Below are 25,270 nucleotides of genomic sequence, written 5' to 3'. Positions count from 1 at the left end.
GCACGGCGCCCGGAGGCGCCGGAGCCGTGCCACCATGCTCCGCATGCGCGGCATCATCCTGGCCGGGGGCTCGGGCACCCGGCTGCACCCCGTGACCCTGGGCATCAGCAAGCAGCTCGTCCCGGTCTACGACAAGCCGATGATCTACTACCCGCTGTCGACCCTGATCTTCGCCGGGATCCGCGACGTCCTGGTGATCACGACGCCCCACGACCGGCCGGGCTTCGAGCGCCTGCTCGGGGACGGGTCGCACTTCGGGATCTCGATCTCGTACGCCACCCAGGACACCCCGGACGGGCTCGCGCAGGCCTTCGTCATCGGCGCCGACTTCATCGGCGACGAGAAGGTCGCGCTCGTGCTCGGCGACAACATCTTCTACGGCGCCGGCCTGGGCACCCAGCTGCAGCGGTTCGTCGACGTGGACGGCGGTGCGGTCTTCGCCTACTGGGTCGCCGAGCCGTCGGCGTACGGGGTGGTCGAGTTCGACGCGGAGGGGCGCGCGGTCTCGCTCGAGGAGAAGCCGGTCCGGCCGCGCTCGCACTACGCCGTGCCCGGGCTCTACTTCTACGACAACGACGTGGTCGAGATCGCCCGCGGGCTGAAGCCCTCCCCGCGCGGGGAGTACGAGATCACCGACGTGAACCGCACCTACCTCGAGGCCGGGCGGCTGCAGGTCGGCATCCTGCCGCGCGGCACCGCGTGGCTCGACACGGGCACGTTCGACTCGCTGAACGACGCGGGCAACTTCGTCCGCACGCTCGAGTCGCGCCAGGGCCTCAAGGTCGGCTCGCCCGAGGAGGCCGCCTGGCGCCAGGGCTTCCTCAGCGACGACGAGCTCGCCGAGCGCGCGACGGCCCTGGCCAAGTCCGGTTACGGCATGTACCTGCTCGAGCTGCTCGAGCGCACCCAGGAGCCCGCCGGCGCGCACGCCTGAGGCCCCGCCGGGCGCCGACGGCCCGCGGCTCGCCCTGTCGGGACATCCGGCGGAGAACCTTCGCCCGGCTACGGTTCTCCTGCGCTCCCGCGCCCTCCCCCTCCTCGACAGGCTGGTCCTCCCGTGCCCCGTACGACCCTGCTCCCCGCGCTCGCCCTCGCCGCCCTGGCCCTGAGCGGCTGCGGCGGTTCCGGGGACGCCGGTGCCGCTCCGGCCACCTCGGCCCCCGCGGCCAGCGCGCCCGCCAGCAGCGCCGCCGCCCCGTCGGACGCGACCACGCCGGCGTCGACGCCGAGCACCGGCACCGCGCCGGCCGAGGTCAAGGACGCCTGCAAGGTCCTGGACGCCGACGACGTCGAGGACCTCACGGGGGTGAAGGTCGACAAGGGCACGACCCAGGCCGTCGGCGGGTCCTCGGTGTGCACGTGGGTCCCGTCCGACGCCAAGGCGGCAGACGCCGCCGTGTTCAGCGCGCAGGAGGGCCCGTTGCCGGGTCCGCTGAGCCAGGTCGAGGGCCAGCTCGAGAGCCAGTTCGACGGCAAGGTCACCAAGCTCAGCGTCACCGGCGCCGACGACGCCCGCTACCTCACCGGCAAGAAGTCGGGGCTGAACGTGATCGACGTCCTCGCCCAGAAGGACGAGATCTTCTACCAGGTCCTCGTCGCCACGCCGCGGGACGCCGGCCAGCACAAGGACGGGGCGATCAAGATCGTCGAGGCCCTGCTGAAGGCCTGAGACCGACGACCCCCGGCCCGTTCGCGGGTGCGGCGGTCGGGGTTCGGGGTTCGAGGCCTCGAGGCTGGTGGCCCGGGGTCAGCGCCGGCCGCGCCGCGCCTGCAGGTAGTCGCTCACCACGTACTCCCCCAGCCGGCCGATGTCGGGGGTGAAGACCCGTCCGCCCGCACGCCGCGCGATGGCGTCGACGAAGCGGGACAGGCCGGGGTCGTCGCCGAGCATGAACGTGTTCAGCGTCGCCCCGAAGCGGGCCAGCTCGTCGACCTGGGCCACCGTCGCCCGGATCGTCTCGGGCGTGCTCGGCCACTGGAACCGCGCCCCGCCGTCGCCCGTGAGGTGGGCCGTCGGCTCGCCGTCGGTCACCACGAGGACGACCGGCTCGGCGTCCGGGTGCCGGCGCAGGTGCCGGGTGGCCAGGAGCAGGGCGTGCTGGAGGTTCGTGCCCTGGATCCACTCGGGCTCGGCCTCGGCGAGCTGCACCGGGCTGAGCTTGCGGGCGAGCCGGTTGAAGCCGATCACCTGCAGCGCGTCCTGGCGGAAGCGCGTCTCGATCAGGTGGCTGAGCGCGAGCGCGGTCTGCTTCATCGGGCCCCAGCGCCCGTCCTGGACCATCGAGTAGGACAGGTCGACGCACAGCGCCACCGCGGCGGTCGTCCGCCGCTCCGTCTCCGTGACCTCGAAGTCCTCGACGTCGAGCAGCATCCCGCCCTCCTCGACCGGGTGGAGTGCCCGTCGCCGCAGGCTGTTCGCGACCGTACGGCTCGCGTCGATCGGCAGCTCGTCACCGAACACCCACGGCCGGGTGAGGCCGGTCGGCTCGTCCGCGGAACCGGTGCGGTGGTCCGCGTGGTCCCCGTTGCCGCTGGCGGCGAGCTGGTCGAAGACGCGCTTGAGCGCGGTCTGGCCGAGCCGGCGCACGGCCCGCGGCGTCAGGCGCATGCCGTCGTCGCCGCGGCTGAGGTAGCCCTGCTCCTCGAGCTCGCGCTCGAGGTCGCGCAGCGCCTGGAAGTCGCGGACGGCCTCGTGCCCGAGCCGCTGCTCCAGCAGGTCGACGTCGACGTCGTCCAGCGTCGAGCCGTAGCCGCTCTGCGACATCTGCGCCTCGAGCGCCTCGAGGTCGGCGATCTCGGCCACGGCCTCCACGGCGTCGGAGTAGCCGAGGCTCTCGCCCCCGGGCCGCATCCCGGCGTCGGAACCCCGGTCGAGCCCCGGACGGAGCGCCCGGAGGTTGTCGCCCAGCTGCGCCATCTCGGAGGCGAGGTCGGCGTCGGCGAGCGCGTCGGACATCAGCTGCCCGAGCTGCTCGCGCTGCTCCGGGCTGAGCGAGTTCATCATCCGCTGCGCCGCCGCCTGACGCCGGGCGAGCGCGTCGATGAGCTCCTCGACGGTCTCGGGCTGCTCGGGGAAGAACTCCCCGTGCTTCTCCATGAACTCCGCGAACGCGTCGGTCGTGTCCTCGCTCCGCGCGTGCTTGGCCAGCAGCTGGTTGAGGTCGGCGAGCATGTCCTTGACCCGGGCCATGGCCTCGGGGTCCGGGTTCTCGAGGGCCTGCTTCATCCCCGCGAACTGCGCGTCCAGCACCTCGCGCTGCAGCATCTGCTTGATCTGCTCGTACGTCTGGCGCGCCTCGGGGGACTTCCAGTCGTACGCGTCCAGCCCGCGCACCGCGCCGGCGACGTCGTCGGGGAGCGTGTCGAGCTCCATCTCCGCGAACCGGGCATCGTCGCTCTCGTCCCCGGCCAGCGCCTCGCGCTCGGAGGCCAGCGCCTGGTCGAGCGCCGCGCGGACCTGGTCGAGCGTCCCGCCGAGGTCCCCGCGCTTGCGGGCCGCGTTCCGCATCCGCCGGATCTTCTCCGCCAGCCGGTCCAGGCCGCCCCGCCCGTCGAGCCCCTCGCGGAGCAGCTCGCGCAGCGAGTCCCGCACGTTCCCGGCGGACAGCACGTCCGCCCCGATCTTGTCGATCGCCGCGCGCACGTCGTACGGGGCCGCGAGCGGGTCGGGCCCACCCCGCCACGGCCCGTACCGGAACCGACCGTGCGGGTCGCGAGGCTCGTACCGCTCAGCGCTCATGCCGCCAACGTAGCCCCGCGTTCCAGAGGGGCCGCCGGTCCCGCGCAGGAACGCCCCCTGAGCTCGTCGAAGGGCCCGGAACGGGTCGGCCCAACGGGGAAAAGACGCAGCAACGAGCAGCCGGTGCCCCGCCAGTACGGTCCGTCGCCTCGAGCGGTACGTGTTCCCGGTCTAGGAGGCTGCCGGACCGAGATGGGGTACCGGTCAAGATGGTGGGTGACCGCTGGCGCCCGCACGACGCATCGAGGTCTCCAGCCCCACCCCGACGGGCGTCGGTCCGCGTCGAGGTGGAAGAACAAAGACGCAGCAACGAGCAGCAGGTGCCCCGCCAGTACGTCCTTCGCCTCGAGCGGTACGTGTTCCCGGTCTGCGAGGCCCGCGGACCGGGAAGGCGTACCGCTCGGGGTGGTGTGTGACCGGTGGCGCCAGAAGTCACGCCACAAGTCCGTACGCGTGACCTACGGCGCCAGAAGTCGTGCCGCAGGCGATCGAGACCGGGCGCGAGGGCGCAGTCGCGGGTCACCCGCCTCTTTGCTGCGTCTTTGTCCTTCGAGCGGTACCTCCTCCCGCTCGCGGAGGCCCGAAAACCGGGAAGGCGTACCGCTCGACGTGATCTGTGACCGCTGGCGCCAGAAGTCACGCCACGAGGTCGTACGCGTGACCTCTGACGCCACAAGACGCATCGCGGGTCGACCCAGGTCGAAACGGGGCGCGAGGGCAGAGTCGCCGGTCACCCATCCGTTGCTGCGTCTTTGTCCTTCGCCTGACCGCTCGCCCTCCTGGGCGAGGAGGCGTCAGCCGGCGACGACCGCGAGGATCGCGGGTCCCCACTTGGCGAGCTTGTTGGCCCCGACGCCGGAGACGGCCCCGAGGTCGCTGAGCGAGGTCGGTGCGGACGAGGCGATCTGGCGCAGCGTCGCGTCGTGGAAGATCACGTACGGGGGCATGCCCGCCTCCTTGGCGGTCGCCGAGCGCCACGCGCGCAGGCGCTCGAACACCGCCTCGCCGGGGGCGTCGAGAGCGACCGCCTCCGCGGCCGACGACTTCTTCCTCGACGAGCTCCGCGCGGCTCTCGGCGCTTCGCGGCGCAGCGCGACCGTCCGCTCGCCGCGCAGCACCGCCGTCGAGCTCTCGGTGAGCACCAGGGTCCCGTAGCCGTCGGCCACGGCGAGGAGCTGCTGGGCGAGGAGCTGGCGGACGACGCCGCGCCACTCGTTGGCGTCCAGCTCGGTCCCGATCCCGAACACGGTCAGGTCGGTGTGCCCGAGCTGGGTGACGCGCTCGTTCGCGTTCCCGAGCAGGATGTCGACGACGTGGCCGGCGCCGTAGCGCTGGCGGCGGTCGGCGAGCCGCCACACGGCCGACAGGAGCTTCTGCGCGGGGACGGTGCCGTCCCAGGTCTGCGGCGGGCTCGTGCAGGTGTCGCAGTTGCCGCAGGGCTCCGCCGCCTGGCCGAAGTAGGCCAGCAGCTGCGCGCGCCGGCACTCGACCGTCTCGCAGAGGGCGAGCATGGCGTCGAGGTGCGCGGAGAGCCGTCGGCGGTGGGCCGCGTCGCCCTCGGACGAGTCGATCATCTTGCGCTGGGAGACGACGTCGGCCAACCCGTACGCGAGCCAGGCGGTGGCCGGTGCCCCGTCACGACCTGCGCGGCCGGTCTCCTGGTAGTAGCCCTCGACCGACTTCGGGAGGTCCAGGTGCGCCACGAACCGCACGTCGGGCTTGTCGATCCCCATGCCGAAGGCGATGGTCGCGACCATGACGACCCCGGGCTCGCGCAGGAACCGGCTCTGGTTCGCCGAGCGGACGCCCGCGTCCAGGCCCGCGTGGTACGGCAGGGCCGTGATGCGTTCCTTGTTCAGGAAGGCGGCGGTCTGCTCGACCGACTTGCGGGACAGGCAGTACACGATGCCGGCGTCGCCGGGGTGCTCGTCGCGCAGCAGCGTCAGCAGCTGGCGGCGCGGCTCGTCCTTGGCCACGATGCGGTACTCGATGTTCGGCCGGTCGAAGCTGGCGACGAACTGGGTCGCGTCCTCGAGCTTGAGCCGGCTCACGATCTCGGCGGCCGTCGCCGCGGTGGCGGTCGCGGTGAGGGCGATCCGCGGCACGTCGGGCCAGCGCTCGTGCAGCATCGCCAGCGCCAGGTAGTCCGGGCGGAAGTCGTGGCCCCACGAGGAGACGCAGTGCGCCTCGTCGATGGCGAACAGCGCGATGCGCCCGCCCTCGAGGAGCCGGACGGTGTCGGGCACCGTCAGCCGCTCGGGGGCGAGGTAGAGCAGGTCGAGCTCGCCGGCGAGGTAGGCGGCCTCGACCTCGCGGCGCTCGTCGAGACGCTGCGACGAGTTCAGGAAGGCGGCCCGCACCCCGAGCGCGCCGAGCGCGTCCACCTGGTCCTGCATCAGGGCGATGAGGGGCGAGACGACGACGCCCGTGCCCTCCCGCACCAGGGCGGGGACCTGGTAGCAGAGCGACTTGCCGCCGCCGGTCGGCATCAGCACGAGCGCGTCCCCGCCGGCGACGACCGTGTCGATGATCGCCGCCTGCTCGCCGCGGAAGGCGTCGTAGCCGAACACGGTCCGCAGCACGTCCAGCGGCGTGCCGGTCGTCGGCAGGGTGCCGGGGTCGGCAGGCGCGTCGGCTGCGACGGGCGCGTCGGGCGGTGACGACAGCGAGGTCAGGGAGGACAGGGTGACGACTCGTTCCCGGAGCAGGTGGTGCCGTTCAGGTGCGACGGCTCAGGCGGCACCGTAGACCGTACGGCCGTCGACGGTCTCCTTCTCGATGCGGCGCGTCAGGTGCAGGCCCTCGAGGACGAACTCGACGGCCGCGGCGACCTGCCCGCGCGAGGCGGCGTCGCCGTAGCCGAGCCGGTCGAGGACCTTGGCCAGGCCGGGCACCGTCCCGAGCTGGGCCAGCACGTCGGCGGCCGGGACGAGGTCGCCCGTCTCGACGACGGCGCCCTCGGCGAAGACCGAGGTGAAGCCGGAGAGGTCGAGCCCGGAGAGCCGCTCCCGGAACGTCGCCGCGACGGCCAGGCGCAGGAGGTGGTCGAGGACGGCGCGCTCGCGGCCCTCCTCACCCATCTCGAACTCGATCTTGCCGAGCAGCGTGGGCAGGACGGGCGAGAGGTCGCACACCCGGGCCACGGCCCCGGCGTCGTTCGAGTCACCCGTACGGGCGGCCCGGCGCAGCGCGGAGGCGGCGACGCCCTCGGCTGCGGCGATGGCGAAGCGGGCGGACACCCCGGAGCGCTGGTCGACCGAGGACGACTCGCGCAGCAGGTGGACGAACCGGGCGAGGACCTCGAGCAGGTGGTCGCCGACCTCGGCGACGACCTCGGCCTCCTGACGGAGCAGCGCCACCTCGTCGCTGATCTCGGAGAGGTAGTGCGTCCGGATCTCCGCGCCGAAGCGGTCCTTCAGCGGCGTGATGATGCGTCCGCGGTTCGTGTAGTCCTCCGGGTTGGCCGTGGCCACCAGGAACACGTCCAGCGGGAGCCGCAGGGAGTAGCCGCGCACCTGGATGTCGCGCTCCTCCAGCACGTTGAACAGCGCGACCTGGATCCGCTCGGCGAGGTCGGGCAGCTCGTTCAGTCCGAACAGCCCACGGTTGGCGCGCGGCACGAGGCCGTAGTGCACGGTCTCCGGGTCGCCCAGCGTGCGGCCCTGGGCCACCTTCACGGGGTCGACGTCGCCGATGAGGTCGCCGACCGAGGTGTCCGGGGTGGCGAGCTTCTCGGTGTAGCGGTCGTCGCGGTGGCGCCACGCCACGGGCAGCTCGTCGCCGAGCTCGGCGAGCAGGTTGCGGCAGCGGACGCAGACGGGTGCGTACGGGTCGTCGTGGATCTCGCACCCGGCGACCTCGGGCGTCCACTCGTCGAGCAGCGTGACCAGCGTGCGCATGATGCGGGTCTTGCCCTGACCGCGCTCGCCGAGCAGCACGATGTCGTGGCCGGCGAGCAGCGCGGACTCGAGCTCGGGCAGCACCGTGTCCTCGAAGCCGACGATGCCGGGGAAGGCGTCCTCGCCGGCCCGGAGGCGGCTCAGCAGGTTTTCCCGGAGCTCCTGCGCGACCCCGCGGCTGACGTGTCCTGCGGCGCGCAGCTGGCCCAGGGTCGCCGCTGCCGGGTGGGTGGTCTCGGTCATGGGTCAGAACGTACGACCGCACCCAAGCCTGCGGGCCACCGGACGTGCGCCTGCCACCCGTCGGTCGCCGGGGACGGTAGGTTGTTCGCGAAGACCGACCTGGAGGGAACCACCGCGAGCGATGCGCACCGCGCGACTGGTGGGACCGACGGCTGACGGCACGTCGGTGGTCCTCGTGACCGAGGACGGCGAAGAGCTCAGCGTCGCCATCGACGCCGACGACCCCGCAGGGCGCGCGCTGCTGCAGCAGGCCCGGGGCGGTCCTGACGCCGGCGGGTCCCTCGAGGGCGGCGAGCCCTCCGACGCCGACGAGCCCGAGGCCACCCCCACCCCCCTGCCGGTACGCCGCCCGCCCCGACGTCGGGAGACGCCCATGGACACCCCGCTCAGCCCCCGCGACATCCAGACCCGCATCCGTTCCGGAGAGTCGCTGGAGGACGTGGTCGCCGGCTCCGGCATGGACGCCGAGCGCATCGAGCGCTTCGCCGCGCCCGTGCTCGCCGAGCGCGAGCACCTCGCCCTCACCGCCCTCGGGTCGTCGGTCCGCCGCCGCGGCGAGGCCTCCGGGCACCGCCCGCTGCGTTCCGTGGTCGCCGAGCGGCTGCAGGCGCAGGGCGTCGACGGCGACGACGTGAGCTGGGACGCGTGGAAGGTCGCCGACTCCCAGTGGCAGCTCAGCGCCGACTACGAGGTGCACGGCGAGCCCCGGCACGCCCAGTTCCGCTTCGACGCGCAGGGCCGCTTCTCGGTCGCCGAGGACGACGAGGCCCGCTGGCTCGCCGGCGAGGCGCCGTCCCCCGTGACGTCGGTCGAGCGTGACGACGAGCTGGCCCTGGTCCGCGCGACCCGCGAGCCGTCGCACGACGACGACGCCGAGGGCGACGACGCGGGCGACGACGAGGGCGACGACGCGGGCGACGACGAGGGCGACGACGCCGAGACCATGGACGCCGCCGAGCGGGAGGACCTCGTCCGCGCCATCTCCGAGGAGCTCGGGCAGGTGCTGCAGGTCGTGCCGCCCGCGGAGCTCAGCGTCGAGGAGCTGGCCGAGCTGGCCGCCGACGACCCCGAGAGCGACGAGCACGACGGCGCTCCTGAGGACGACGCCGCGTACGGAGGCCGTCCGTCCGACGACGAACCCACCCTCGTCGTGCGCGACGAGGCCGCCGAGCCGACCATCGCCGTCGTCCGCCACCTGACGCGGCTGACCGTTGAGGTCGACACGCTCGAGGTCGACGCCCCTGGCGATGCGGACGCGGACGCGGAGACCTCCGACGACGCGGCGTCCGCGCTCACGGCGGCCGAGGCCGAGGACGAGGCCCGGTCGGCCCTCGACACCCTCTACGACATGCTCGGCGGCTACGCCGAGGAGTCGCCCCGGGTCTACGCGGGGCTGTCCGACGCCGCCGCGGTGCCCGTGGTCGACGAGCACGAGTTCGAGCCGGCCGCCGACGTCCTCGTGCCGGCCGAGCCCGACGCGGACGACGACACGGCCGACACGGCGGACACGGCCGACACGGCGGACACGGCCGACACGGCGGAGCCCGCCGAGCCGGTCGTGGCTCCCGCGTCCGACGACGGGGCCGGCAGGGACGACGGACCGGAACCCGCGTCCGAGGAGGCGCCCGGTTCCGTGGAGTCGCCCATCGCCCTCGGGAGCAGCCCGACGCCCGAGCTCGAGAGCGACGAGCGGCCGCAGCTCGAGGCGGCGCCCGCGTCGTCCGACGAGCCGGAGGAGCTGCCGCTCCCGCTCGACGACGAGGCTGAACCGGAGCCGCTCATCCCCAGCCCCGGTGCCTCGCGCAAGCCCGGCCGCCGCAAGCGGGCGTCCGTGCCCAGCTGGGACGAGATCATGTTCGGCGGCCCGAAGCCCGGCTGAGCCGCACCGCACCCCGCGCCGCGGCGCGGGGTCCGAGCGTCAGCGCGCGGCGGGCTCCTCGCCCGTCGCCACCGGCCGGTCCGGGTCCCGGATCCAGTCGCTCCACGAACCGGGGTAGATCCGCCCGCCCTCGACGCCGGCCGCCTCGAGCGCCAGCAGCGCCTGCGCCGCCGTGATCCCGGAACCGCAGTAGAGCACCGGCTCCTCCACCCCGTCGTACGCGGCCGCGACCTCGGCGGCCGTGCGGAAGCGGGCGTGCTCGTCCAGCAGGTGCGCCGCCGGGCGGTTCAGCGCGCCGGGGATGTGCCCGGCGACGGGGTCGATGGGTTCGACCTCGCCGCGGTAGCGCTCGGCCGACCGGACGTCGACGAGCGCGTACGCGTCCGGGTCGGCCAAGATCTGGTCGAGGTCCACCCGGTCGCGCTGCCCGGACCGGGCGTGGAAGCCTCCGGGCGTCACGGCCGGTCCCTCGCCGGTCTCCACGGGGTGACCGTCGGCGACCCAGCCGGCGTACCCGCCGTCGAGGACGCGCACGTCGGGGTGCCCCGCGTCGGTCAGCAGCCACCACAGCCGGGCGGCGTAGAGCGAGGTCGCCGCGTCGTACGCCACGACCGGCACGTCGTCCTCCACGCCGACGGAGCGCATCGCGGCCTGGAAGGCGTCCGCGTCGGGCAGCGGGTGCCGCCCGCCCTCCCCCGGCTCGCCCGACAGCTCGGTCTCCAGCTCGACGAACACCGCCCCCGGCAGGTGCCCGGCCTCGTAGTCAGGCCGCCCGGGCGGGCCGGTGATGCTGCCGCGGACGTCGAGCAGCGTGACCCGCTCCCCGCGGGCGAGCCGCAGGCTCAGCTCCTCGGGTTCGACGAGCACGCGCTCACGGGCGGATCGGTCGGCTGCCTCCACGGTCATCGCTACCGGCTCTCCTCGTCGGTCCCAGGGCCCGGTCGGGCTCCCGACCCAGACTGCCGGGCCGAGCCGCCCGCCCCACCCCTCGCCCGGAAAGTGGTCACTCGGACTGGCATCTCGGGCCAAGGAACGACCCGGACCGACCACTTTCCGGACCGGGCGGCTGGGTGAGGGGAATCGGTCACGCGCCCGGCTCGAAGGGCAGGGTCTCGGCCAGCCCGGCGCGGGCGGCGACGCGGGTCAGGTGCGCGCGGTGGTGGCGCCGGCAGAGGACCTCGTACGCGACCGCGGCCCCCTCGACGGCCGCGTCCCCGAGGTCGGCCGTGTCGCCGACGACGACCTGCGCACCCTCGACGACCATCAGGCCGTCGACGGTCCGGGCGTTGTGAGTGGCGCGGCGCCCGCACCAGCACAGCGCCTCGACCTGCAGCACCTCCATCGAGTCGCACAGCTCGACGAGCCGGCGCGAGCCCGGGAAGAGGTGGGTCTGGAAGTCGGTGAGGATGCCGACGGCGAAGACGTCGATGTCGAGCTCGTCGACCAGTCGGGCCAGGTCGTCGACCTGCGCCGGCGTGTAGAACTGCGTCTCGTCGCAGATGACGTAGTCGATGCGGGCGCCCGCGCTCAGCTGCTCGACCACGTAGGCCCAGAAGCCGAAGGCCGGGTGGACCTCCACCGCCGGTCGGCGCAGCCCGAGGCGCGAGGAGATGATCGCCTCACCGGCGCGGTCCCGGCTGGTGAACAGCCGCCCACGGCGACCGCCGCCGGCGTGGGTGTGGTCGATCTGGAGCGCGAGCGTGGACTTGCCGCAGTCCATCGGCCCCGTGAAGTAGCGGAACGACGCCATCGCGAGGAGCTGCCGACCTCAGTCCCGCGAGGCCAGCACGCGGGCGGCCTCGCGGACGGCGGAGACGTTGACGCGACCCTGGCGCGAGCCGGCGAGCTTGGCGGCGATGTGGTCGCGGACCGTGACGGGCGCATACGCCTCGCCCGGCGTCCCGCCCCAGGCGCTCGCGTCGAGGTGGCTGGGCAGGGTGGCGACGACGGCGTCGACGTTGCCGTCATGGAAGTAGGCGGCCGAGCGGCGGCGCAGGATCCGGCCGTCGACGACGGGCGGCTTGACCCGGTGCAGCGTGGACATCCACCGGTCGTTCGTGAGGTGCGCGGTCAGGTCGCCCAGGTTGACCAGCAGCGCCCCGTCCACGGGGCTGACGTCGTGCCAGCCGCCCTCGCGGCCCAGCACCTGCAGGCCGGCGACCTGGTCGGCCCACAGCACCGTGACGAGCCCGAAGTCGGTGTGCTCCCCCATGCCCGTGAGCTCGCCGTCGAGGGTGATCTCGCCGGGCGGGAGCGCGTAGTTGTTCATGCGCAGCACGTCGATCGAGTGGTCCGTGAGGTCCTCGAAGTAGCCGGTCGGCAGGTCGAGCGCGGCGGCGAAGACGCGCAGCAGGGTGCGCGCGACCCGGCCGGCCTCGGCGAAGTACGCCTCGACCCGCTCCCGGAACCCGGCGACGTCGGGCCAGACGTTCAGCCCGTAGTCGGCCTCGTCGAGGTCCAGCCCGGCGTACGAGCGGGCCTCGGCCCCGACGTTGAAGGCCTCGAAGAAGTCGTTCATGCGGTTGGCCGGCTCGACCCCGAGGCTGAGGCTCAGCGACTCGCTCTTGGGGGCCGAGTAGCCCCGGTTCGCGGGCACCTCGAGCGCGCGCTTGTCCGGCAGCGGCAGCCCGAAGAAGTCGTCCATCGCCGAGGCGAGGCCGGCGACCGCCGCGTCCGGCACGCCGTGGCCGAGCACCTGGACGAAACCGACGGCCTGGCAGGCGGCGTCCAGCTCCCGCGCCACCCGCGCGCGGGCCGCGTCGTCGTACGCGTCCACGTCGACCCAGGGCCCGAGGTCGACCACCGGCACCGCGAAGTCCCGCACCGCGACGTCCTGCGCCTGCTCCTGCTCGATCACCACGTCACCGTCCCGTCGTGCCGGTCGCGACCACGAGGGGCACACGCATCTCCACCGGCGTCAGCGACGCGTGCATGCCCACCAGCTCCATCTCCTGCGGGAACGTCCGGGTCATGAACGCCCAGTCCCCCGTCGGCGCGGCGACCACGTCCCCGTAGCGCTCGCGCACGTCGTCGCGCACGGGGCCGAACCAGCCCTCGTCGATCGCCTCGTCGCGCGTCCGCACCCAGGCACGGCCGTCGAGCCGGCTCCGCCAGCGACGGGCGACCGCGGCCGGCGTGTCCCGGTCCACGTACAGGTGCCGGAACCGCGCCTCCCCGGCCACGACGTCGACGCCGGCGGCGAGCTCGGGCTCGTCCTCGATGACCAGTCGGCGGTCCGCCGGCACGTCGACCATCCCGTGGTCGCCCGTCACCAGGAGCACGACGTCGCTGGGCAGGGCGTCACGCAGCCGCGCGAGCACCCCGTCGATCCTCGTCAGCTGGTCGAGCCACGCCGCCGAGCCGCAGCCCTTCGCGTGCCCGGTGTGGTCGAGCTCGCGCTCGTAGGCGTAGACCAGCGTGCGCTGGCCGCGGCTGGCCGCGTCGGCGATCAGGTCGATCCGCAGCTGGGTGTCCTTCTCGCTCGGGAAGGGCACGAAGCGGGGACCGCGCAGCGCGGCCTGCGTGAGCCCGGTGCGGGCGAAGCGCTGCAGGGCGACCGAGCTGACGGCCACCCCGGCCGCGGCGGCCCGCTCGAACATCGTCGCGTTCGGCTGGTGGGCCTCGGGGACGAGGTCGGACTCCCAGGACAGGGCGTTGAGGACCTCGCCGGTCGACGGCACCCGGGAGGTGATGCCGACCAGGCCGTGCTGCCCGGGCGGCAGGCCGGTGCCGAGCGAGGTCAGGCTGGTGACGGTCGTGCTCGGGACGCCGGACGTCAGCGGGCGGTCGCCGAGCCGGGCGGCCAGCCAGGGGGCGCGGTCCGCGGCCCGGACGACGAGGTCGTGGCCCAGGCCGTCGACCAGGAGGACGACGTAGCGGTTGGCCGCGGGCAGCCCGAGCACGTCGGCGTCGCAGCCGGGCACGTCCAGGTGGTGCCCGACCGAGGGCAGCAGGTCGGCGAGCGTCGAGCGTCCGTACGCGGGCACCAGCGGTTCCGGCCGCGCCGGGGTGCTCGCTCCGGCGGGCGCCTCCGGGGACCCGGGACCGACCGGGGCGGTCCCGGTCACCCTCACACCGCCGCCGCGCGCTGCAGCGTCGTGGAGAAGCGCACGAGCCGGGCGACGCGGTCGGGGCCGTCGGCGGCCGCGCTCATCCGGACGGTCAGGTCGTCACCGGCGAGGGTGCCGGTGTAGCCGTGGTCGGCCTCGCACTGCGGGTCCTCGCAGCCGGCCGGCTCCAGGTCGACCCGGCGCACGCCGTCCCAGCCCACGGTCAGCCAGGTCTCGCCGACGTCGTCGGAACCCGCGCGGTAGCGCTCGGGCTGCGTCACGACGCGCGTCAGCACCACGGAGTTGATCTTCGACAGCGGCACCGACTCGGTGGAGGACGCCGCGTACGTGCCGGTGGCCGGGGCCTCGGCGGGCTGGTCGTCGGTGTGGCCGACCACGAGCCGCGTCGGCGTCAGGGCGAGCACGGTGACGTGGCGGTGGATCTCGTCGTGGTCGAACGTGGGCTCGTGGTGGACGACGAAGTCGAGGAGGTCCTCCTCGGCGACCGCGAGGGTGATGCCCTCCTCCACCAGCTCGGGGAAGTAGCCGGTCGCGTCGATGTCAGCACGCAGGTCCTTGCGTGTGGAGCCCAGCCTCATGATCGCCATCCTGCCACGCGCGGGCCGCACCACCGCGGCGCCGGAGGAGTTGTCCACCACCCCACGGCCGTCGGTCGTCACCGGCGCCGGGGCCCTCAGAGCATGCGGGCGAGCGGGTCCCGGCGGTCGCCGGTCGGCGCGATGTGGATCTTGGCGCCGAGCACCGCCAGCGAACCGGCCGAGGCGATCACCGGGCTGAGGCTGACCGAGGCGAGCTGCGGGTGCTCGTCGGCGAGCTGCGACAGCCGGTGCAGGAGGTCCTCGACGCGTCCGATGTCCACGCCCGGGCTGTCGTTCCGCCCGAACAGCACCGGTGCGGTCCGCAGGTCGCGGACCATCGCGCCGGCGTCGACGTCGGTGAGCGGCGGGACGCGGTAGACGGTGTCGCCGAGCAGCTGCGACGCCACGCCCTCGAGGCCGAGGGAGACGATCGGGCCGAAGGCCGCGTCCTCGCGGCTCGTGACGACCAGCGCGACCCCGGGCGGCGCCATCACCTGGACCACCGGCTCCGCGCTGCTCAGCGCGTCGTCGGCACCGAGCCCGAGCTCGACGAGCAGCTCGTAGAGGTCGTCCCAGGCCTGCGCCATGCCCTCGCGGTCGTCGATGTTGCGGTAGACGCTCGCGTGGTCGGGACGGCCGCCGATCTTCAGCGACGTGGCCTTGAGCACCACGTCCCAGCCGAGCGAGTCGGCGACGCGGCACGCCTCCTCCAGGCTCGACACCGGGTAGCGCCGGACCAGCACGATCCCGTACGCGGCCAGCAGCTCGGTCGCCTCGTCGCCGTTAAGCTCGCGGCCCTCGGGGTCGGAGCGCAGCACCTGGTTGATCAGCCGGCGGGCCCGGTCGCGGTCGAGCTCGAGCATCGGCACGGCGCCCGGGTCGCGGTCCCGCCAACGGGCGTGCGCGGTGACGGCGGCCAGCGCGCGGACGGCGTCCACCCCGGAGTCGAAGCGCGGCAGGGAGCGCGGCTCGTCGGGGCCCATCGAGGTGAGGGGGTCGTGGAAGTCGAGGAACACCCCGACCAGCGGCTTGCTCGCGTGCCGGGCCACCCCGTCCAGCGCGGCGATCACGTGGTCGACGCCCTCGGAGTAGACGTTCACGGCGGCGCAGAGCACCGAGTCGCAGGTCTCCTCGGCCAGGGCCTGCCGGGCGGCGGCGCTGAAGGCGGCGGGCGGCGACTGCGCGGGCAGCACGACCGCCGGGACCTCGGTCAGCAGCCCGGCCGCGGCGGCGCTGGTGGTGAGCTGCGCGGCGAGGGTCGCCGAGTTGGCGATCACCCGGACGCGCTCTCCGCCGGGCAGCGGCTGGCGGGCGGCGATCTTGGCGATGTCGAACATCGCGTTGCGCCGGTGCGTGACCATGATCCCGGCCTGGCGGAACAGGGCGTCGACCGCGTCGTCGGGCGCGTGCCCGAGCCCGCCGCGCACGCCCAGGTGCTCGGAGCGGTGCGTACGCCCGGGGGCGAAGGCCACGACCGGCTTCCGGCGGGCGAGGCGCCGGCTGATCCGGGAGAACTTGCGCGGGTTGCCGATGGAGTCGAGCGACATCAGGCAGACGCGGGTGTCGTCGTCGTCCTCCCAGTACTGCAGGACGTCGTTCGCGGTCACGTCGGCGTAGTCGCCGGTGGAGACGAAGGAGCTGAGCCCGATGTCGTGGCGCAGGGCCGCGTTCAGCAGGCTCACCCCGGTGGCGGCGGACTGGCAGAACAGCCCGACGGCCCCCGTGCGCGGCATCGGGCCCGGGGTCGCGTTCATCTCCTCGCCGAGGCGGGTGTTGATCAGCCCGAGGGCGTCGGGCCCGAGCGCGCGGACCCCGTACGCGCGAGCGAGCTGCACGAGCAGGCGGTTCTCCTGCGGGCCGAAGTCGGAGCCCGTGAGCACGACCAGGCCGTGCGCGCCCTTGTGGGCGGTGTCGATGACGACCGAGCCGAGGTCGCTGATGCCGATGGAGACGACCGCGAGGTCGAGGTTGCCGGGCACGTCGCCGATCGAGGCGGCGTTCGTCACGCCCGGCACCTCGGAGCCGTCCGAGGTCACGGCGAGCACCTCGCCGCGGAACCCGCCGCGCAGCATCGAGTCGACGATGCCGGACACCCGGTCGCCCTTGCCGTAGACGACCACGCGCTGCGGACTGAGGAGCCGGCGCACCGAGGCGGACTCGGCGCGGTGCTCGCGGCGCTCCATGACCCCGACCGAGGTGTCGGTGGGCAGGATCGGGAACTCGACCACGAGCACGCCGTCCTCGACGCCCTTGCGGACGCGGTAGCCGGCGTCGGCGAACACCTGCGCCATCCGGCGGTTCTCCGGCAGCACCTCGGCGACGAAGCCGGTGATGCCGCGCTCGCGGGCGGCCTCGGCGAGGTGCTCGAGGAGCAGCTGGGCCACGCCGCGGCCCTGGTGGGCGTCCTCGACGAGGAAGGCGATCTCGGCCTTCCCCGATCCCTCGCCGCTCTCGAGGCGGTCCCAGCGCCCGACGCCGATCATCTCGCCGCCGAGGGTGAGGATCAGCGCCACCCGGTCGACGTAGTCGACCTCGGTGAAGCGCTTGACGTCGCGCCGGCTCAGCCGCGGGTAGGGCGCGAAGAAGCGCAGGTACTTCGACTCCGGCGACACCCGGTCGTAGAACGCGACCAGCAGGTCGGCGTCGGAGGGGCGGATCGGCCGCAGCCGGGCGGTGCCGCCGTCGGCCAGCAGGACGTCGGCCTCCCACCCCCGCGGGTAGCCCGGGGGGTCGTCGACCAGCTCCGTGGAAGCGGCAGCGGCGGACACGCTCTCAGGTTATCCAGAGCAGGTGACGGATCGGTGACGGCTCCGCCGACCCGCGGCCCGGACGGCTCCGGCCGCCCGCCTAGATTGGGCGACCCATGACCACGCTCCGCGCCCTCGTCGCCGACTACCTGACCGCCCAGCTCACCGTCCTCGTCGACGCCCCGGGCCACATCCGCGCCGGTGAGGACGTCACGCACCCGACCCGCGTCGCGGTCCGGCGGACCCGGAGCACGCTCCGGGTCTTCCCCGAGCTCTTCGAGGTGCCCAAGGCCGGCCGCCTCGACGACGAGCTGCAGTGGTGGGCGGGCACGCTCGGCGCCGTCCGGGACCTCGACGTGCAGGGCGTACGCCTGGCCGCCGCCCTCGACGCGGTGCCGGACGACCTCGTCATGGGACCGGTCCGCCGCCAGCTCGCCGAGCTCGTGGCCGTCCGCCGCGGCGCCGCCCTCGCGGCCGTGCACGAGGCGCTCGACTCGCCCCGCTACCGCACCCTCGACGCGCTGCTGCACGCCTGGCGCTCGGACCCGCCGTTCACCGCCGCGGCCGACGTCGGCGCCAAGCGGGTCGCCCGCTACGTCGAGCGCGCGGACAAGAAGACGCACAAGCGCCTCGCCCAGGCGTCCAAGGCGTACCGGCGCGACCAGCCGGACGCTGACGAGCTCATGCACCGGGCGCGCAAGGCGGGCAAGCGGCACCGCTACGCCGTCGAGCTGGCGGGTCCCGTGCTCGGCAAGAAGGCCGACGCGATCGTCGCGTCACGCAAGGAGTTCCAGGAGCTCCTCGGCGAGCACCAGGACAGCGTGGTCGCCGAGGGCCTGCTGCGCGAGCTCGGCGCCCAGGCCGGCGCCGACGGCGAGAACGGCTTCACCTGGGGCCTCCTGCACGCCCGCGAGCAGGAGGCGGCCCGGCGCGTCGTCCGCGAGCTGCGCCGCTTCCTCTAGGCCGTCTCCCGCCGCCCGTCAGCGGGGCGTCACGAGCTGGTTCGCGGACCGGAGCACGAGCGGCTCCAGCAGCGCCTCCGGCGTGGCGCCGGGGGGTGCCGCGACCCGGACCGTCGCCGACTCCCCGGGCAGCAGCGTGAGCAGCATGTCGTCGACCCGGCCGTCCGGCGCGACGCGGTCGGCGAGCACCGCGAGGTCCTTGACCAGGGCCTGCGCCGTCACCGTCACCTCGTAGCCGTCCGCGACCGCCCGGGCCGCGACCGTCAGGTCCTGCGCCGGCAGGGCGGCGTCGCGGTCCTCGGCGAACCACCACCAGCCCCGCAGGCCGCCGGCCTCCGCCAGCAGCAGCTCGCGGGACGGGTCGCCGGAGGTGGCGACCCCGGCGGGCAGCGGCAGCGTGACGGCACCGCGGGCGGACACCGCGAACGGCAGGGCGACGGTCTCCACGTCGGTCCCGTCGAACCCCAGCCGGCGCACCCCCGCCTCCCCCGCCCAGTCCGTCCCCGTGTCGTTGACGAGCACGACGGCGAGGCCGCCGTCGCGCGGCTGCACGGTCACGAGCCGGTCGGCGAAGGCGTGCCGCAGCGCGTACCAGGCGGGCTTGCGGCGTCCGTCCCCGTCGACGACGGCCCAGGAGGTGACGGGCCAGCAGTCGTTCAGCTGCCACCAGATCGCGCCGGAGCAGGTCGGCGTCAGCGAGCGCAGGTGCTCCACGCCGAGCGAGACGGCGCGGGCCTGGTTCAGCGACATGGCCCAGTGCCAGTCCTCGAACGTCTGCGGTTCCGGCAGGTGCGGCTCCAGCCCGCGGCTGAGCTTGAGGTCGCCGCCGGCCGCCTTCTGGTGGGCGCTCATCCCCGGCGAGCCCGGGGCCAGCGGCGCGTCGTGGATCGCCCGCGTCAGGGTCGCCCAGGTCGGCGGGGCCTGCCAGCCGAACTCGGAGACGAAGCGCGGGTCCGAGTCGCGGTAGTGCGTGTAGTCGATCTTGTTCCACACGTCCCACAGGTGCGTGGGCCCGTGCGCCGGGTCGTTCGGGTAGACGTCGGGGTCCATCCCGTACGGGCTGCCCGGGCAGTAGGGCCGCGAACCGTCCAGCTCGGCGACGATCCCCGGCAGCAGCTCGGTGTAGTAGCCCCAGCCCCACGTCGCCCCGGCGAGCGGCTCGATCCAGCCCCAGTCCTGGTGGCCCCAGATGTTCTCGTTGTTGCCGTTCCAGAGCACGAGGCTCGGGTGCGGGGACAGCCGGATGACCGCCTCCCGCGCCTCGGCCTCGACCTCGGAGCGCAGGGGCTCCTCCTCCGCGTACGCCGCGCACGCGAAGAGGAAGTCCTGCCAGACGAGCAGGCCGAGCCGGTCGCAGGCGTCGTAGAAGTCGTCGCTCTCGTAGATGCCGCCGCCCCAGACGCGGACCAGGTTGGCCCCGACGTCGACCGCCTCGGTGAGCCGGGTGCGGTAGCGCTCGGCGGGGATCCGGGTGAGGAAGCAGTCGTCGGGGATCCAGTTCAGACCGCGGGCGAAGACCGGGGTGCCGTTCACGACGAGGCGGAACGGGGTGCCCTCCGCGTCGGGCGTGGTGTCGAGCGCCACCGTGCGGAAGCCGACGTCGCCGGACCAGCGGTCGAGGGTCTCGTCGCCGGCCGCGAGGGTGACGGCCACCGGGTAGAGCGGCTGCTCGCCGTACCCCACCGGCCACCACAGGGCGACGTCGTCGACCTCGAGCTCGACGGTCGCGCTCGTGGAGCCCGGGGGGACGACGACCGCGGCGCTCCGGCCGGCCACCTCGGCCGTGGCGGTCAGCGAGCCGTCCTGCCCGGGCGCCCGGACCACGTCCACGTGCACGCGCAGCAGACCGGTGGCGCCGTCGTCGCCCGTCCGCACGTCGACGAGCGGACGGACCCCGGCGAGCCGGGCCGTGCTCCAGCCGACCAGGGCGAGCGGGCGCCAGACGCCGGAGGTGGCCAGGACGGGTCCCCAGTCCCAGCCGTAGCTGCAGGCCATCTTGCGGATCGCGTTGAACGGGTGCTCGTTGGTGTACGGGCGCGGACCCAGCTCCTCGCTCAGCCGGTGCGCGGCGGGTACCGGCGCGGCGAAGGTGACGGCCAGCGTGTGCTCCCCGACCCCGAGGCCGGTGACGTCGACGCGGTGGGTGCGGTGCATGTTCGCGGTCCGGGCGACGACCGCCCCGTCGAGCTCCACGGTGGCGACCGTGTCCAGGCCCTCGGCAACGAGCTCGACGACCTCGTGCCCCGCGCGGGCGTCGTCGGCGTCCCACGTGAAGGTGGTCGCGTAGCGCCAGTCCGTGTCACCGATCCAGGCCAGCAGCGCCTCGTTCGCGTCGAGGTACGGGTCGGGGATCAGCCCCGCCGCGAGGAGGTCCGTGTGGACGCTGCCAGGGACGGTCGCGGGCACGTCCACGCCCTCGAGCGCGGGGGGCACCGGTCCTGCGGTCGCCCGTACGGTCCAGCCCTGGTCGAGGAGTCGTCGCACGCCAGGATTCTTCCCCGTCGTCGCTCCGGGCCTCCGGGAGGTCCGGTTCCCGGGCGCGGGGGTTCGGGAGGCCGCGAGCTCCGTCAGGCGGCCGAGGAGGGCCGGCGCCGCCGGCGGAGCTCCTGGAGGACGGCGTGCTCGCGCTCGACGAGGGCGAGCAGCGCGGGGTCGACGCCCGGCAGGCCCTGCCCCGACGCGTGGGCCCGACGCACCCCGCCCACGTTGCGGGCGACGGCCCGCTCCACGAGGTCCAGCTCGTCCAGCAGCTGCTGCTCGGCCTGCTCCGCGTCCCTGCCCATGGGGCTCCCCACCGCTGGTGATGTGAGGACCCTCCTGCTCGAGCCCGGACGGAACTCTAGTCGGGCACGACCGATGTCCCCGGAGGTGACCGAGAGCCGGGCACCGCCGGTCCACGGCGGCCCCGTACGCGCGCCGTGGGACCGGGAGGGCGTACGGGCGGGCACAATCGCGGGTGCACCGCCGCCCGCGCACCAGAGCAGGAGACGCAGGAACCGCATGGCCCGCCGCACGTCGAGCACCCCCAGCCCGCCCGAGGACGACTTCACCGAGCGCATCCTCGACGTCGACGTCTCCTCGGAGATGCAGACGAGCTTCCTGGAGTACGCGTACTCGGTCATCTACTCGCGCGCCCTGCCCGACGCCCGCGACGGGCTCAAGCCGGTGCAGCGCCGGATCCTCTACGGGATGGAGGAGATGGGCATCCGCCCCGACCGGTCGCACGTGAAGTGCGCCCGCGTGGTCGGCCAGGTGATGGGCCAGTACCACCCGCACGGCGACGGCGCGATCTACGACGCCCTGGTCCGCACGGCGCAGCCGTGGTCGATGCGGCTGACCCTGGTCGACGGGCACGGCAACTTCGGCTCGCTCGACGACGGACCCGCGGCGATGCGCTACACCGAGTGCCGGATGGCGCCGGCGGCGCTGGCGATGACGGCCGACCTCGACGCCGACACCGTCGACTTCCGGCCCAACTACGACGGCAAGGACGTCGAGCCGTCGGTCCTGCCGGCCGCCTTCCCGAACCTGCTCGTCAACGGCGCCTCCGGCATCGCCGTCGGCATGGCCACGAACTGCGCCCCGCACAACCTCGTCGAGGTGGTGCAGGCGCTGCGGCACCTGATCACGCACCCCAAGGCCAGCCTCGACGACCTGATGCGGTTCATCCCGGGTCCTGATCTTCCCAGCGGCGGCAAGATCATCGGCCTCGACGGCGTGCGGGACGCGTACGCGACGGGGCGGGGGTCGTTCCGGATCCGGGCGACCACGCGGGTGGAGCAGGTCCACCCGCGGCGCAAGGGCATCGTGATCACCGAGCTGCCCTACCTCGTCGGCCCGGAGCGGGTGATCGAGCAGATCAAGACCGCGGTGCAGTCGCGGCGGCTGCAGGGCATCCACGACGTCAAGGACCTGTCCGACCGGGCGCACGGGACCCGGCTGGTGATCGAGGTCAAGAACGGCTTCAACCCCGACGCGCTGCTCGAGCAGCTCTACAAGGCGACCAAGCTCGAGGACAGCTTCGGCATCAACGCCGTCGCCCTGGTCGACGGCCAGCCGCGCACCCTCGGGCTGCGCGAGATGCTCGACGTCTACCTCCAGCACCGCTACGACGTCACGACCCGGCGGACGGAGTTCCGTCGGACGAAGGCGCTGGACCGGCTGCACCTCGTCGCCGGCATGCTGCTCGCGATCGTCGACATCGACGACGTCATCGCCATCGTCCGCTCCAGCGACGACGCCGCCATCGCCAAGACCCGGCTGATCGAGGCCTTCGACCTCAGCGACGTCCAGGCGACCTACATCCTCGACATGCCGCTGCGGCGCCTGACCCGGCTCAGCGTGATCGAGCTCGAGCACGAGCGCGACGCCCTGAACGCCGAGATCGCCGCGCTCAGCGAGATCCTCGACAACCCCGACCGGCTGCGCTCGCTCGTCTCCAGCGAGCTGGCCGAGGTCGCCAAGACCCACGGCACCCCGCGCCGCACCATCCTGCTCGCCGCCGGCGGTACCGCGGCGACCGCCGCCGCTGGCCCGCTCGAGGTGGCCGACGACCCGTGCTGGGTGCTGCTGTCCTCGGCCGGGCTGCTGGCGCGCACCGGCCACGCCGAGCCGCTCGCCTCCGACGGCCCCCGCAGTAACCACGACGTCCTCGTGTCGCGGGTCCTGACCACCGCGCGGGCGGACGTCGGGCTGCTGACGAGCCGCGGTCGCTGCGTACGGCTGAACGCCCTCGACCTGCCGACCGTGCCCGCGACGGCCAGCGCGCCCAACCTCCAGGGCGGCACGCACGTCAGCGAGCTCGTCACCCTCGAGGCCGGCGAGCGGGCCCTCGCGCTCACCACCCTGCGGGCGGACAGCCCTGGTCTCGCGCTCGGCACGGCCGCCGGGGTGGTCAAGCGCGTCGCGCCCGAGGTCCTGAACCGCGACGCCTGGGAGGTGATCCGGCTCGACGCCTCCGACGAGGTCGTGGGGGCGGTGGAGCTGACCGCCGAGCAGGCGGCGGGCGCCGATCTCGTCTTCGTGACGGGCGACGCCCAGCTGCTGCACTTCCCGGCCAGCCTCGTACGCCCGCAGGGGCGCGGCGGCGGAGGGATGGCGGGCGTGCGGCTCGCACCGAAGGTGTCGGCGGTCTTCTTCGGCGTCACCGACCCGACCGACGGCGTCGTCGTCACCGTCGCCGGCAGCTCGTCGGCGCTGCCCGGCACCGACGCGGGCACGGTCAAGGTGACGCCGCTGACGGAGTACCCGGCCAAGGGCCGCGCCACGGGCGGCGTCCGCTGCCACCGCTTCCTCAAGGGCGAGGACGCGCTGCTGCTGGCCTGGGTCGGACCCGCACCGGCGGTCGCGTCGGCGGCCAGCGGCGCGCCGGTGGAGCTGCCGGCTGCGGACGGGCGCCGCGACGGTTCCGGGGTGCCGGCCGGGCAGCCGATCGCCGCCGTGGCCAGCCGCAGCGCCGGGTGAGCGGGCCGGCGGACGAGCGGACCGGCTGGCTGATCGGCAAGGCCGAGCGGGCCAACGCGCAGACCGTCCTCGACGACGAGCACCCGGGCGACGAGGCGTGGTCGCGCGGGAACGTGGTCCGTCCGCTCATCCACGGCGGCGCCTACTTCGCGCACCTCGCCGCGCACGTCGAGGCCGCCCGCCCGGGCGACCTCGTGCTGTTCACGGACTGGCGCGGCGACGCCGACGAGCAGCTGCTCGGCGAGGAGGGCGACGACGTCCTCCGGCTGCTGGGCGAGGCCGACCGGCGCGGGGTGGACGTGCGCGGGCTGATCTGGCGCAGCCACCTCGACGCGCTGTCGTTCTCGGCGCACGAGAACCGCACCCTCGGGATCCGGCTCCAGGAGCAGGGCGCCGAGGCGCTGCTCGACATGCGGGTCCGCACCGGCGGCTCGCACCACCAGAAGCTCGTCGTGATCCGCTACCGGGGACGGCCGCAGGACGACGTCGCGTACGTCGGCGGGATCGACCTCTCGCACAGCCGCCGCGACGACGCCCGCCACGAGGGCGACCCGCAGCCCCAGCCGATGGCGCCCGCGTACGGGCCGACGCCGGCGTGGCACGACGCCCAGGTGGTCATCTCGGGCCCGGCCGTGCGCGACGTCGAGACCGTGTTCCGGGAGCGGTGGGAGGACCCGACGCCGCTCAGCCAGAACCCGCTGTTCTGGCTGCACGACCGGCTGACGCGGGCCGACCTCTCCCCCGACCCGCTGCCCGCGCAGGCCCCGGCACCGGAGCCCGTGGAGGGCGGCACCCACACCGTCCAGCTGCTGCGGACCTACCCGAACCTGCGCCACGGCCGCGACTACCCCTTCGCCCGCGGCGGCGAGCGGAGCGTCGCCCGCGGCTACGGCAAGGCGCTGCGGAAGGCGCAGCGTCTCGTGTCGATCGAGGACCAGTACCTGTGGTCGCGCGACGTCGCCCGCGCGTTCGAGGAGACGCTGGGCTCCAGCCCGGACCTACGCGTCGTGGCCGTGCTGCCGCCGGTGCCCGACCAGGCCTCGCCGCTCTCCCGGGTCCCGCAGGAGCTCGCGCGGCAGGAGGCGCTCGAGCTGCTCCAGCGGGCCGGCGGCGACCGGGTCGCCTGCTACAGCCTCGAGAACCACGCGGGCCGCCCCGTCTACGTCCACGCGAAGGTCTGCGTGATGGACGACGTCTGGGCCACGGTCGGCTCCGACAACTTCAACCGGCGCTCCTGGACGCACGACTCCGAGCTCTCCGCCGTCGTCGTCGACGAGACGAGCCCGGCGGACGCGCCCGGGGTCTCGGCGTACGCGCGCCGGCTGCGGCTCGTGCTGGCCGCCGAGCACCTCGACCGCGAGGTCGGCGCCGCCCGCTTCCCCGGCGACACAGGGCACCTGCTCGACCCGGACCGGCCGGTCGACGTGGACGACGAGGCGCTCCTCGACGTGATGGCCGACTGCGTGGACCTGCACGGGATGTTCGACGCGTACGCGGCCTCCGCCGACCGGCTCGACGCCTGGTACGCGGGTGGCCAGGTCGGGCCGCGCCCGCCCGGCCGCCTCCGCCGGCTGCGGCCCGCCCACGTCGGCCCGCTCGCCCGCCTGTGGGCCCGCCCGATACTCCGCCTCGTCCACGACCCCGACGGCCGCCCGGCCCGCCTGCGGCGCCGGCAGCGCTTCTGACGCCG

General features: G+C 74.3%; 17 protein-coding genes. 6 read left to right on the top strand and 11 right to left on the bottom strand.

Annotation, left to right across the window (positions count from 1 at the left end):
* Positions 1-43: 43 nt before the first annotated feature.
* Positions 44-934, top strand: a complete 891-nt coding sequence (gene rfbA / locus ABD665_RS00535; RefSeq protein ID WP_204912725.1) for a glucose-1-phosphate thymidylyltransferase RfbA — start codon at positions 44-46, stop codon at positions 932-934.
* Positions 935-1,057: 123 nt separating this feature from the next.
* Complete coding sequence (locus ABD665_RS00530) at positions 1,058-1,669, top strand: DUF3558 domain-containing protein (RefSeq protein WP_204912726.1); 612 nt, start codon at positions 1,058-1,060, stop codon at positions 1,667-1,669.
* Between the two features lie 78 nt (positions 1,670-1,747).
* Here ABD665_RS00530 and ABD665_RS00525 read toward each other — a convergent pair whose 3' ends face one another.
* The 3 genes from ABD665_RS00525 to ABD665_RS00515 all read right to left on the bottom strand — a co-directional run bounded on the left by ABD665_RS00525 (position 1,748) and on the right by ABD665_RS00515 (position 7,881).
* Entirely contained in the window at positions 1,748-3,739 is a 1,992-nt protein-coding gene (locus ABD665_RS00525) for a hypothetical protein (protein WP_204912727.1), read from the bottom strand.
* Positions 3,740-4,533: 794 nt separating this feature from the next.
* Positions 4,534-6,321 (bottom strand): DNA helicase RecQ, encoded by a 1,788-nt coding sequence (gene recQ / locus ABD665_RS00520; RefSeq protein ID WP_344740675.1) that lies wholly within the window; start codon positions 6,319-6,321, stop codon positions 4,534-4,536.
* A 150-nt stretch (positions 6,322-6,471) separates the two neighbouring features.
* The gene (locus tag ABD665_RS00515; RefSeq protein ID WP_204912728.1) at positions 6,472-7,881 is read right to left on the bottom strand and encodes a sigma 54-interacting transcriptional regulator; all 1,410 of its coding nucleotides are present in this window, start codon (positions 7,879-7,881) and stop codon (positions 6,472-6,474) included.
* Between ABD665_RS00515 and sepH the strand changes: the two genes are divergently transcribed.
* The gene (gene sepH, locus ABD665_RS00510) at positions 7,880-9,760 is read left to right on the top strand and encodes a septation protein SepH (RefSeq protein WP_344740672.1); all 1,881 of its coding nucleotides are present in this window, start codon (positions 7,880-7,882) and stop codon (positions 9,758-9,760) included. The genes ABD665_RS00515 and sepH overlap by 2 nt on opposite strands.
* Before the next feature lie 39 nt (positions 9,761-9,799).
* Here sepH and ABD665_RS00505 read toward each other — a convergent pair whose 3' ends face one another.
* The 6 genes from ABD665_RS00505 to ABD665_RS00480 form a co-directional block, all read right to left on the bottom strand.
* Entirely contained in the window at positions 9,800-10,666 is an 867-nt protein-coding gene (locus ABD665_RS00505) for a rhodanese-like domain-containing protein (RefSeq protein ID WP_204912730.1), read from the bottom strand.
* 178 nt (positions 10,667-10,844) lie between these two features.
* On the bottom strand, positions 10,845-11,510 hold the full coding sequence (locus ABD665_RS00500) for a thymidine kinase (RefSeq protein ID WP_204912731.1): 666 nt from the start codon (positions 11,508-11,510) through the stop codon (positions 10,845-10,847).
* Between the two features lie 18 nt (positions 11,511-11,528).
* Entirely contained in the window at positions 11,529-12,617 is a 1,089-nt protein-coding gene (locus tag ABD665_RS00495) for an isopenicillin N synthase family dioxygenase (RefSeq protein ID WP_344740669.1), read from the bottom strand.
* A 4-nt stretch (positions 12,618-12,621) separates the two neighbouring features.
* On the bottom strand, positions 12,622-13,749 hold the full coding sequence (locus ABD665_RS00490) for an alkaline phosphatase family protein (protein WP_204914592.1): 1,128 nt from the start codon (positions 13,747-13,749) through the stop codon (positions 12,622-12,624).
* An 80-nt stretch (positions 13,750-13,829) separates the two neighbouring features.
* The gene (locus ABD665_RS00485) at positions 13,830-14,408 is read right to left on the bottom strand and encodes a DUF5998 family protein (protein ID WP_204912732.1); all 579 of its coding nucleotides are present in this window, start codon (positions 14,406-14,408) and stop codon (positions 13,830-13,832) included.
* A gap of 95 nt (positions 14,409-14,503) precedes the next feature.
* Positions 14,504-17,176, bottom strand: coding sequence for a GNAT family N-acetyltransferase (locus ABD665_RS00480; RefSeq protein ID WP_344740667.1), 2,673 nt, complete (start codon positions 17,174-17,176; stop codon positions 14,504-14,506).
* 95 nt (positions 17,177-17,271) lie between these two features.
* Between ABD665_RS00480 and ABD665_RS00475 the strand changes: the two genes are divergently transcribed.
* On the top strand, positions 17,272-18,117 hold the full coding sequence (locus ABD665_RS00475) for a CHAD domain-containing protein (protein ID WP_204912733.1): 846 nt from the start codon (positions 17,272-17,274) through the stop codon (positions 18,115-18,117).
* A gap of 18 nt (positions 18,118-18,135) precedes the next feature.
* Here ABD665_RS00475 and ABD665_RS00470 read toward each other — a convergent pair whose 3' ends face one another.
* Complete coding sequence (locus ABD665_RS00470; RefSeq protein WP_204912734.1) at positions 18,136-20,601, bottom strand: glycoside hydrolase family 2 protein; 2,466 nt, start codon at positions 20,599-20,601, stop codon at positions 18,136-18,138.
* Positions 20,602-20,684: 83 nt separating this feature from the next.
* Positions 20,685-20,900, bottom strand: coding sequence for a hypothetical protein (locus ABD665_RS00465; RefSeq protein WP_204912735.1), 216 nt, complete (start codon positions 20,898-20,900; stop codon positions 20,685-20,687).
* 217 nt (positions 20,901-21,117) lie between these two features.
* Between ABD665_RS00465 and ABD665_RS00460 the strand changes: the two genes are divergently transcribed.
* Positions 21,118-23,580 (top strand): DNA topoisomerase (ATP-hydrolyzing), encoded by a 2,463-nt coding sequence (locus tag ABD665_RS00460; protein WP_204912736.1) that lies wholly within the window; start codon positions 21,118-21,120, stop codon positions 23,578-23,580.
* On the top strand, positions 23,577-25,265 hold the full coding sequence (locus tag ABD665_RS00455) for a phospholipase D-like domain-containing protein (RefSeq protein ID WP_204912737.1): 1,689 nt from the start codon (positions 23,577-23,579) through the stop codon (positions 25,263-25,265). The genes ABD665_RS00460 and ABD665_RS00455 overlap by 4 nt, the downstream gene beginning before the upstream one ends.
* The last annotated feature ends 5 nt before the right edge of the window (positions 25,266-25,270 follow it).

Origin of the sequence: Microlunatus spumicola (genome assembly GCF_039536445.1) — a bacterium.
GTDB lineage: Bacteria > Actinomycetota > Actinomycetes > Propionibacteriales > Propionibacteriaceae > Microlunatus > Microlunatus spumicola.
The sequence above is the reverse complement of the archived record's forward strand: the minus strand, read 5'-3'. Positions and strand labels throughout refer to the sequence as shown.

Excerpts from the sequence above, each read along its gene's own strand:
- ABD665_RS00475 (WP_204912733.1), top strand. The coding sequence starts at position 17,272 with ATGACCACGCTCCGCGCCCTCGTCGCCGACTACCTGACCGCCCAGCTC.
- ABD665_RS00515 (WP_204912728.1), bottom strand. The coding sequence starts at position 7,881 with ATGACCGAGACCACCCACCCGGCAGCGGCGACCCTGGGCCAGCTGCGC.
- ABD665_RS00465 (WP_204912735.1), bottom strand. The coding sequence starts at position 20,900 with ATGGGCAGGGACGCGGAGCAGGCCGAGCAGCAGCTGCTGGACGAGCTG.
- ABD665_RS00505 (WP_204912730.1), bottom strand. The coding sequence starts at position 10,666 with ATGACCGTGGAGGCAGCCGACCGATCCGCCCGTGAGCGCGTGCTCGTC.
- sepH (WP_344740672.1), top strand. The coding sequence starts at position 7,880 with ATGGGTCAGAACGTACGACCGCACCCAAGCCTGCGGGCCACCGGACGT.
- ABD665_RS00485 (WP_204912732.1), bottom strand. The coding sequence starts at position 14,408 with ATGAGGCTGGGCTCCACACGCAAGGACCTGCGTGCTGACATCGACGCG.
- rfbA (WP_204912725.1), top strand. The coding sequence starts at position 44 with ATGCGCGGCATCATCCTGGCCGGGGGCTCGGGCACCCGGCTGCACCCC.
- ABD665_RS00500 (WP_204912731.1), bottom strand. The coding sequence starts at position 11,510 with ATGGCGTCGTTCCGCTACTTCACGGGGCCGATGGACTGCGGCAAGTCC.
- ABD665_RS00460 (WP_204912736.1), top strand. The coding sequence starts at position 21,118 with ATGGCCCGCCGCACGTCGAGCACCCCCAGCCCGCCCGAGGACGACTTC.
- ABD665_RS00525 (WP_204912727.1), bottom strand. The coding sequence starts at position 3,739 with ATGAGCGCTGAGCGGTACGAGCCTCGCGACCCGCACGGTCGGTTCCGG.